This window comes from Streptomyces sp. NPDC005722 (assembly GCF_040630935.1).
Taxonomy (GTDB): Bacteria; Actinomycetota; Actinomycetes; order Streptomycetales; family Streptomycetaceae; genus Actinacidiphila.
On record NZ_JBEXYN010000037.1, the window covers coordinates 77,517 to 84,366 of the forward strand.

10 protein-coding genes are annotated in these 6,850 nt (G+C 71.2%); all 10 read right to left on the bottom strand.

Features of this window, described 5'->3' with window-relative positions; genetic code table 11:
- Positions 1-26: 26 nt before the first annotated feature.
- Positions 27-506 (bottom strand): NUDIX hydrolase, encoded by a 480-nt coding sequence (locus ABZ479_RS31475; protein WP_500464740.1) that lies wholly within the window; start codon positions 504-506, stop codon positions 27-29.
- A gap of 2 nt (positions 507-508) precedes the next feature.
- Complete coding sequence (lepB, locus tag ABZ479_RS31480; protein ID WP_500464741.1) at positions 509-1,273, bottom strand: signal peptidase I; 765 nt, start codon at positions 1,271-1,273, stop codon at positions 509-511.
- A gap of 43 nt (positions 1,274-1,316) precedes the next feature.
- Positions 1,317-2,048: a signal peptidase I gene (gene lepB / locus ABZ479_RS31485; RefSeq protein WP_500464749.1), complete on the bottom strand. Its 732-nt coding sequence runs from the start codon at positions 2,046-2,048 to the stop codon at positions 1,317-1,319.
- A gap of 49 nt (positions 2,049-2,097) precedes the next feature.
- Entirely contained in the window at positions 2,098-3,255 is a 1,158-nt protein-coding gene (gene lepB / locus ABZ479_RS31490; RefSeq protein WP_500464742.1) for a signal peptidase I, read from the bottom strand.
- Complete coding sequence (gene lepB / locus ABZ479_RS31495; protein WP_500464743.1) at positions 3,248-3,886, bottom strand: signal peptidase I; 639 nt, start codon at positions 3,884-3,886, stop codon at positions 3,248-3,250. The genes lepB (ABZ479_RS31490) and lepB (ABZ479_RS31495) overlap by 8 nt, the downstream gene beginning before the upstream one ends.
- A gap of 41 nt (positions 3,887-3,927) precedes the next feature.
- Entirely contained in the window at positions 3,928-4,278 is a 351-nt protein-coding gene (gene rplS, locus ABZ479_RS31500; protein WP_105869103.1) for a 50S ribosomal protein L19, read from the bottom strand.
- A 131-nt stretch (positions 4,279-4,409) separates the two neighbouring features.
- The gene (gene trmD / locus ABZ479_RS31505; protein WP_499602176.1) at positions 4,410-5,219 is read right to left on the bottom strand and encodes a tRNA (guanosine(37)-N1)-methyltransferase TrmD; all 810 of its coding nucleotides are present in this window, start codon (positions 5,217-5,219) and stop codon (positions 4,410-4,412) included.
- 4 nt (positions 5,220-5,223) lie between these two features.
- Entirely contained in the window at positions 5,224-5,790 is a 567-nt protein-coding gene (gene rimM / locus ABZ479_RS31510) for a ribosome maturation factor RimM (RefSeq protein ID WP_500464744.1), read from the bottom strand.
- A 91-nt stretch (positions 5,791-5,881) separates the two neighbouring features.
- The gene (locus ABZ479_RS31515) at positions 5,882-6,121 is read right to left on the bottom strand and encodes an RNA-binding protein (protein ID WP_018562958.1); all 240 of its coding nucleotides are present in this window, start codon (positions 6,119-6,121) and stop codon (positions 5,882-5,884) included.
- 2 nt (positions 6,122-6,123) lie between these two features.
- On the bottom strand, positions 6,124-6,555 hold the full coding sequence (rpsP, locus tag ABZ479_RS31520) for a 30S ribosomal protein S16 (RefSeq protein WP_326572235.1): 432 nt from the start codon (positions 6,553-6,555) through the stop codon (positions 6,124-6,126).
- Positions 6,556-6,850: the final 295 nt, after the last annotated feature.

Below are 6,850 nucleotides of genomic sequence, written 5' to 3' on the forward strand. Positions count from 1 at the left end.
TCAGCCGTACGTCCCCCCATTGTGCGTCAGTCACGCTCCGTCCCCAGGTGAATCGGGGACAATGGGGGACCTTCGTCGAGCAGCGTGCGCAGCAGCCCGGCGAGCCTGGTCGGGTACACCGTCTCATGCGAGGCGAGCAGTTCCTCGCAGGTCCACCACCGCAGGCCGTGCACGCTGCGCCGTTCCAGTTCCGTGAGGCCGCTGGTGTGCACCCGGAGGTCGTCGGTGCGGGCCAGGTAGTACCACTCGTCCTGCTCCCAGTCCCGGCCGTCGAAGACGAAGGCGCACGAGCGCTCCCACAACACCGGCCCCAGCAGGGCCGTGGTGATCCCGGTCTCCTCGGCCAGCTCGCGACGCGCCGCGGCCTCCAGGCTCTCGCCCTCCTCGACGCCGCCGCCCGGGGTGAACCACCAGGTGACGGAGGGGTCGTCCGGCTCGTACCCGTGCAGCAGCAGGATCCGGTCGGAGGGGTCGAGCAGGATGACCCGGGCGGCACGCCGTCGCATGGTTATCGCGCCGCCTTCCGCCGCCGGGCCCGGTCCGCGACCGGGCCGTAGGCCGCGCCCGCGAAGATCAGGACCACGCCGGCCGCGATCGCCACGCCCACCGTGCGCAGCGGGCCGGGACCCGAGGGACCGTCGCCCGGCAGGGCGGCGAAGGCACCGGTCCGCTCCAGCATGCCCGCGCGGCCGAACGGCCAGGCGACGCCGTCGACCCGCGCGGACACCGTGCTGCGCGGCACGGAGCCGTTGTCGGAGTCGCCGAGGCGCAGGCGGGAGTCCTCGGACGTGGCGCGGTTGTCGCCCATCATGAAGAGGTTGCCCCGGGGCACGGTGGCCGAGAAGGGGGTCGGGGAGGCCGGACCGTCGGTGTCCAGGCGGTACGGCTCGTCGACCGGCTTCCCGCCGACCGTGAGCCGCCCCTGCTTGTCGCAGCAGGCCACCTCGTCACCGCCGACCGCCACGACCCGCTTGACCATGGGGACGTCGCCCCAGAGCGGATCGGTGAAGACCACGACGTCCCCGCGCCGCACCTCGGATCCGTCGATCCGCTGGGCGAGGATCTTGTCGCCCGCGTCCACGGTCGGGGTCATCGATCCGGTGGGGACGGTGTACGGCCGGTAGACCAGCGCTCCCCAGACGAAACCGCCGAGGAAGAGGACGCAGCCGAGGGCGACGGCCAGACCGGAGACTATTCGTCCGGTCCGTCCGCCGCCCTGTCCGCCCGCTCGCCCCGTCGCCGTGCGCGTGCCCGTGCCTGTGCTCGTGCTCATGCGTCCGCACCCTACCCGGGGGTACGGACCGGGGGCAGCCCTGTCACCCGGCCCGGTTGATCAGACGGCGCCGCCGCCACATGACCAGCGGGACCGCGCCGGCCAGTCCGCCCGCGGCCGGCAGACCGGCGGCCGCCGCGCTGATGCCGGGCTGGTCGAAGGTGCTGGGCACGGGAAGGGTGGACCAGTTGCTGATCGGCCATGCCACGACGACCGCGCGTCCGACGACCTCGTCCACCGAGACCGTGCCGTTGCCCGGGAGGTTCTGGTGGTAACGGGAGTCCAGGGAGTCCTGACGGTGGTCGCCCATCACCCAGATGCGGCCCTGCGGGACCTTGATCGGACCGAACGGGCGGTCGCCGCACGGCGTGTTCCCGGGGTAAACGTACGGCTCGTCCAGCGCCTTGCCGTTCACCTTCACGGGGCCCGTGCCCTTGCACTCCACCGTGTCGCCGCCGACCGCGATGACCCGCTTGATCAGGTCCTTCTCCTCCGCGGACGGCATGAGGCCGACGAAGCTCAGTCCCTTCTGGATCGCGCCCGTCACCGGGTTGGTGTCCACCGGGACGGTTTCGCCGAGCCAGCCGCCCGGGTCGTGGAAGACCACGACCTCGCCGCGCTCGGGCTCGGAGCCGAACCAGGGCGTGAGCTTGTCGACCAGGACGCGGTCGCCGATCCTCAGGGTGTTCTCCATCGACGCCGACGGGATGGAGAACGCCTGCAGCAGGAAGGTCTTGATCAGCCACGCCAGCGCGAGGGCGATGATGATCAGCAGCGGGAGTTCCTTCCAGAACGAACGCTGCTGCTTCTTCTCCCCGCCGCCGTCACGGCCGTCCGTTTCGCCCGCCTCTTCGGAGGTCCCCGCGCCTTCCGAGGTCTCCGCGCCCGCGTCCGGGCCCTTCTTTCCGAGCTGCGCCTCGCCGTCGCCAGCCGAGCCGCCCGACGTGGGGTCCCGATCCTCCGGCTCTTCGCGTCCGGACCTTGCGCCGACCACCAGGTCCCCCACATCCACTCCTTACTCGACTTGCTGCGCGCTGCCGCCCGCGCCATGTGCGGCGCAGGCCCACCAATCCCATAACGAGCGGAAGTTCCGCAGGAGTCGGGAGCGGGGTCATTCCTTGCCGATTGTTGGATGTTGCCACTCCCGGGCCGGCCCTCGCGGCAGACGCGCCCGAGCCCCCGGGGGCGGCGACGCCGGAGTACGTCGCCGGTTCCTTCAGTCCCGCCCAGTGGCCCATCGGCCAGGCCACGGCGAAGGCCCTGCCGACCACCATGTTCTCGGGCACGGTGCCGTTGCCGGCGTCCTTGAGGTGGAAGCGCGAGTCCGCGGAGTTGGAGCGGTGGTCGCCCATCACGAAGAGCCGGTTCGCGGGCACGTGGACCGTGAACTTGATCTCCGACGGCGGGTTCCCCGGGTGGATGTAGGGCTCGTCCAGCGGGGTCCCGTTGACGGTGATCCTGCCCTGGGCGTCACAGCACTTCACCGTGTCGCCGCCGACCGCGACCACGCGCTTGATCAGGTCCTGCTCGTCCGCGGACGGCAGCAACCCGATGAAGGTGAAGAACTCCTTGACCTGCTTGACGACCACCGGGTCCTCGCCGGACTGGGCCTGTTCGCCCTCCAGCCAGTTGCCGGGGTCCTTGAAGACCACCACGTCACCGCGCTGCGGACGCGAGCCGAACCAGGGCGTGAGCTTGTCGACGACCACGCGGTCGCCGATCCTGATCGTCTGCTCCATCGAACCCGACGGGATGACGAAGGCCTGCAGCAGGAAGGTCTTCAGCACCAGCGCGATCAGCAGCGCGACCCCGATGAGCAGGGGTATCTCCTTGGCGGCCGAACGCCGGCGCCGGCGTTTGACCTTCCGCGCCAGCTTGCGCCGCTCGGCCCGGCCACCACCCCTGCGCGGACCCGCCGGCTCCTCGCCCAGGTACTCGGCGCGGCTCGGCTGACCGGGCTGCGCCCGGCCGCGGCTAGCCATGGGCGCCGTCCAGGGACCGACGGCGGCCCAGCGGCCATATGGTCGCCTCCGCCCGGCCGATCACCTCGTCCACCGGAACCGTGCCCCCTCCGGGGTCGCCGAGGTGGTCGCGGGAATCCCGGCTGTCGGCACGGTGGTCACCCATCACCCACAGCCTCCCCTCCGGCACCTCGATGTCGAACGCTACCCGGGACGGCGTGTCCCCGGGATAAAGATAGGTCTCGTCCAGCGGCCGCCCGTTGACGGTGATCCGACCGCTGTCGTCGCAACAGGTCACCCGGTCCCCGCCGACACCGACGACCCGCTTGACGAAGTCGGTGCCGCCGGAGCCCTGCACGAACGACCCCTTGCCGTCGAAGACCACGATGTCACCCCTGGCGGGCGTGCTGCCGAAACGGTACGCCAGTTTGTTGACCAGCACGCGGTCCCCGGACCGCAGGGTGTTCTCCATCGACCCGCTGGGGATCTCGAAGGGCTGCGCCACGAACACGTTGACCAGCGCCACCACGGCGGCGGCCGCGACGACCAGGAGCGCGTACCGCTGTGTACGTACGCCGAAGCGCGACCGCTCATCCCGCTGTTCGGCGGGATCTGAGCGGTCGCGCTCCGGAAGGTGTACCTCTGTGTCCATCAGGCGCAGAGCCTATAGGGCCCCGCATGTGCCGGCCGGACTCAGTTGTCGCGCTTCTCCTTGATCTTCGCGGCCTTGCCGCGCAGCTCACGGAGGTAGTACAGCTTGGCGCGACGCACGTCACCGCGGGTCACGAGCTCGATCTTCTCGAAGATCGGGCTGTGCACCGGGAAGGTGCGCTCGACGCCGACGCTGAAGGAGACCTTGCGGACCGTGAAGGTCTCACGGACGCCTGCGCCCTGGCGACGGATGACAACGCCCTTGAACTGCTGGATACGGGAGCGGTTGCCCTCGATCACGCGGACGTGGACGTTGACGGTGTCACCCGGGCGGAAGGCCGGGACGTCGCTGCGCAGCGACGCGGCGTCGACGGAGTCGAGCAGGTGGGACATGTTCGTCTGCTTTCTTCGCCCATGCCACAGGTCATCGGCGGATCGTGGTGGTGATACGAGTGCCGCGACGTCGGACGGTCGTCATGTCCCCCTGTGGCAGGGGCGCACGCCGGACGCACAGCGGCAGCCGCCTATTCTTCCACGGACTCCGGCACGCGCCCAAATCGCCCGTCCTCGCCGACGACCCAGCCGAGCGCGGCGAGCATGGAGCGGTCCTTCTTGTCGAGGGTCGCGGGGTCGCAGCGCTCGATCAGGTCGGGACGGTTCTCCGAGGTACGGCGGAAGGCCTCGTCGCGGCGCCAGCGGGCGACCTTGCCGTGGTGGCCGCTGAGCAGCACCTCCGGCACCCCGCGGTCGCGCCAGACCGGGGGCTTGGTGAAGACCGGGCCCTCCAGCAGGTCGGCCATGGCGCCGGGGGCGAAGGAGTCGTCGCGGTGGGACTCGGCGTTGCCGAGCACGCCCGGCAGCAGCCGGGCGACCGCCTCGACCATCACCAGGACCGGGGCCTCGCCACCGGCCAGCACGTAGTCGCCGATGGAGACCTCGCGGACGTCGAACCGGTCGCCGTACTCCTCGATGACCCGGCGGTCGATGCCCTCGTAGCGGGCCGGGGTGAAGACCAGCCAGGGCTTCCCGGACAGCTCGACCGCGAGCTCCTGCGTGAAGGGACGGCCGCTCGGGGTGGGGACGACCAGCACGGGTGCGCCCTCGCCCGACTCCAGGACCGCGTCCAGGGCCTCGCCCCACGGCTCGGGCTTCATGACCATGCCGGGCCCGCCGCCGTACGGGGTGTCGTCGACCGTGTTGTGCCGGTCGTGGGTCCACTCGCGCAGGTCGTGGACGCGTACGTCCAGTTGGCCGCGCGTGCGGGCCTTGCCGACCAAGGAGACGTTCAGCGGCTCCAGGTACTCGGGGAAGATCGTGACGACGTCGATGCGCATGGTCCTACCGCTCCGCCTCGGCCCCGGTCTCGCCGTCGGCAACGTCGTCGGCCTCGTCCTCGATCTCGTCCAGCAGTCCGGGTGGGGGGTCGACGACCGCGCGCTGCTGCTCCAGGTCGATCTCGGGGACGATCTCGGCGACGAACGGCACCATGACCTCGCTGCCGTCCGGCCGTTCGACGACCAGCAGGTCGTGGAAGGGCAGGTGGGAGATCTCCTTGATCCGGCCGACCGGGGTCCCGTCGGTGGTGACCACGTCGAGGTCGACCAGCTGGTGGTCGTAGAACTCCTCGGGGTCCTCGGGCGTCTCGTCAGGGTCGACGTCGGCGATGAGCAGGACGTTGCGCAGCGCCTCGGCGCCGGTGCGGTCCTTGACGCCCGCGAAGCGCAGCATCAGCCGGCCGCTGTGCACCCGGCCGGTCTCGACGGTGAGCGGGCCGGCCGAGGCCGGGTCCGTGACGAGCACGGCGCCCGGGGCGAGCCGCAGTTCCGGCTCGTCGGTGCGCACCTCCACCGAGACCTCGCCCTTGATGCCATGGGCGCGGCCGATGCGTCCCACTACCAGCTGCACTTGTTCGCGCTCCTGTGCTCACGTGTCGGATAAGACCACGGGCCGGGGGCGGCCCAAGAGCCACCCCCGGCCCGTGCCGGTGCTGCGTACCTCAGCGGACGTTGTCCACGTCGACCAGGTCGACGCGGACACCCCGTCCGCCGATCGCGCCCACGACGGTGCGCAGGGCGCGGGCGGTGCGGCCGTTGCGGCCGATCACCTTGCCGAGGTCGTCGGGGTGCACCCGGACCTCGAGGACCTTCCCGCGACGCAGGGTGCGCGCGGCGACCTGCACCTCGTCGGGATTGTCGACGATGCCCTTGACCAGGTGCTCGAGGGCCTCCTCGAGCACGATCAGGCCTCGGTCGACTCGGCCGCCTCGGCGGCCTCGTCCTTCTTGTCGGACTTCTTGGCCTTCTGGGTGATGGCCTCACCCTTGGGCTCGTCACCGGCGTCCTTGGCGGCGGCCTCGAAGAGGGCGCGCTTGTCGGCCTTGGGCTCGGCGACCAGGAGCGGGGCCGGAGCCGGCTCGCCCTTGTACTTCTGCCAGTCGCCGGTCTTCTTCAGGATGGCGAGCACGGGCTCGGTCGGCTGCGCGCCGACACCCAGCCAGTACGCGACGCGATCGGCGTTGACCTCGATGCGCGACGGGTTCTGCACGGGGTGGTACAGACCGATCTCCTCGATGGCCCGGCCGTCACGGCGGGTACGGGAGTCGGCGACGACGATGCGGTAGTGAGGCGAACGGATCTTGCCCAGACGCTTCAGCTTGATCTTGACTGCCACGGGAGTGGGTTCTCCTGGTGTTGACGTGGTTGGGCAGGCCGGACCGCCACGTGGGGTTGTGGAGCCGGTTCGCCCGACGGACGCGTCAGCCGAAGGAGAGAGGGGTCCTGCACGGCTGCCGAGTGCTCAGCTGACCATTGTGCCATACGGCGGGCACGCCGCCGTACGCCGGCGGCCCCACCGGCGCTGCCCCCGTGACGAGCCACCCCCCGTGGGGGGGGGGGGGGGCGGCCCCCCCCCCCCCCCCCCCCGGCGGCCCCCCCCCGGCCCGCCCCCCCCCCCCCCCACAACGGAA

What these genes read in the sequence shown, in the direction of transcription:
- ABZ479_RS31475 (WP_500464740.1), bottom strand. Translation starts at nt 506, where the DNA reads ATGCGACGGCGTGCCGCCCGGGTCATCCTGCTCGACCCCTCCGACCGG.
- lepB (WP_500464741.1), bottom strand. Translation starts at nt 1,273, where the DNA reads ATGAGCACGAGCACAGGCACGGGCACGCGCACGGCGACGGGGCGAGCG.
- lepB (WP_500464742.1), bottom strand. Translation starts at nt 3,255, where the DNA reads ATGGCTAGCCGCGGCCGGGCGCAGCCCGGTCAGCCGAGCCGCGCCGAG.
- lepB (WP_500464743.1), bottom strand. Translation starts at nt 3,886, where the DNA reads ATGGACACAGAGGTACACCTTCCGGAGCGCGACCGCTCAGATCCCGCC.
- rplS (WP_105869103.1), bottom strand. Translation starts at nt 4,278, where the DNA reads ATGTCCCACCTGCTCGACTCCGTCGACGCCGCGTCGCTGCGCAGCGAC.
- trmD (WP_499602176.1), bottom strand. Translation starts at nt 5,219, where the DNA reads ATGCGCATCGACGTCGTCACGATCTTCCCCGAGTACCTGGAGCCGCTG.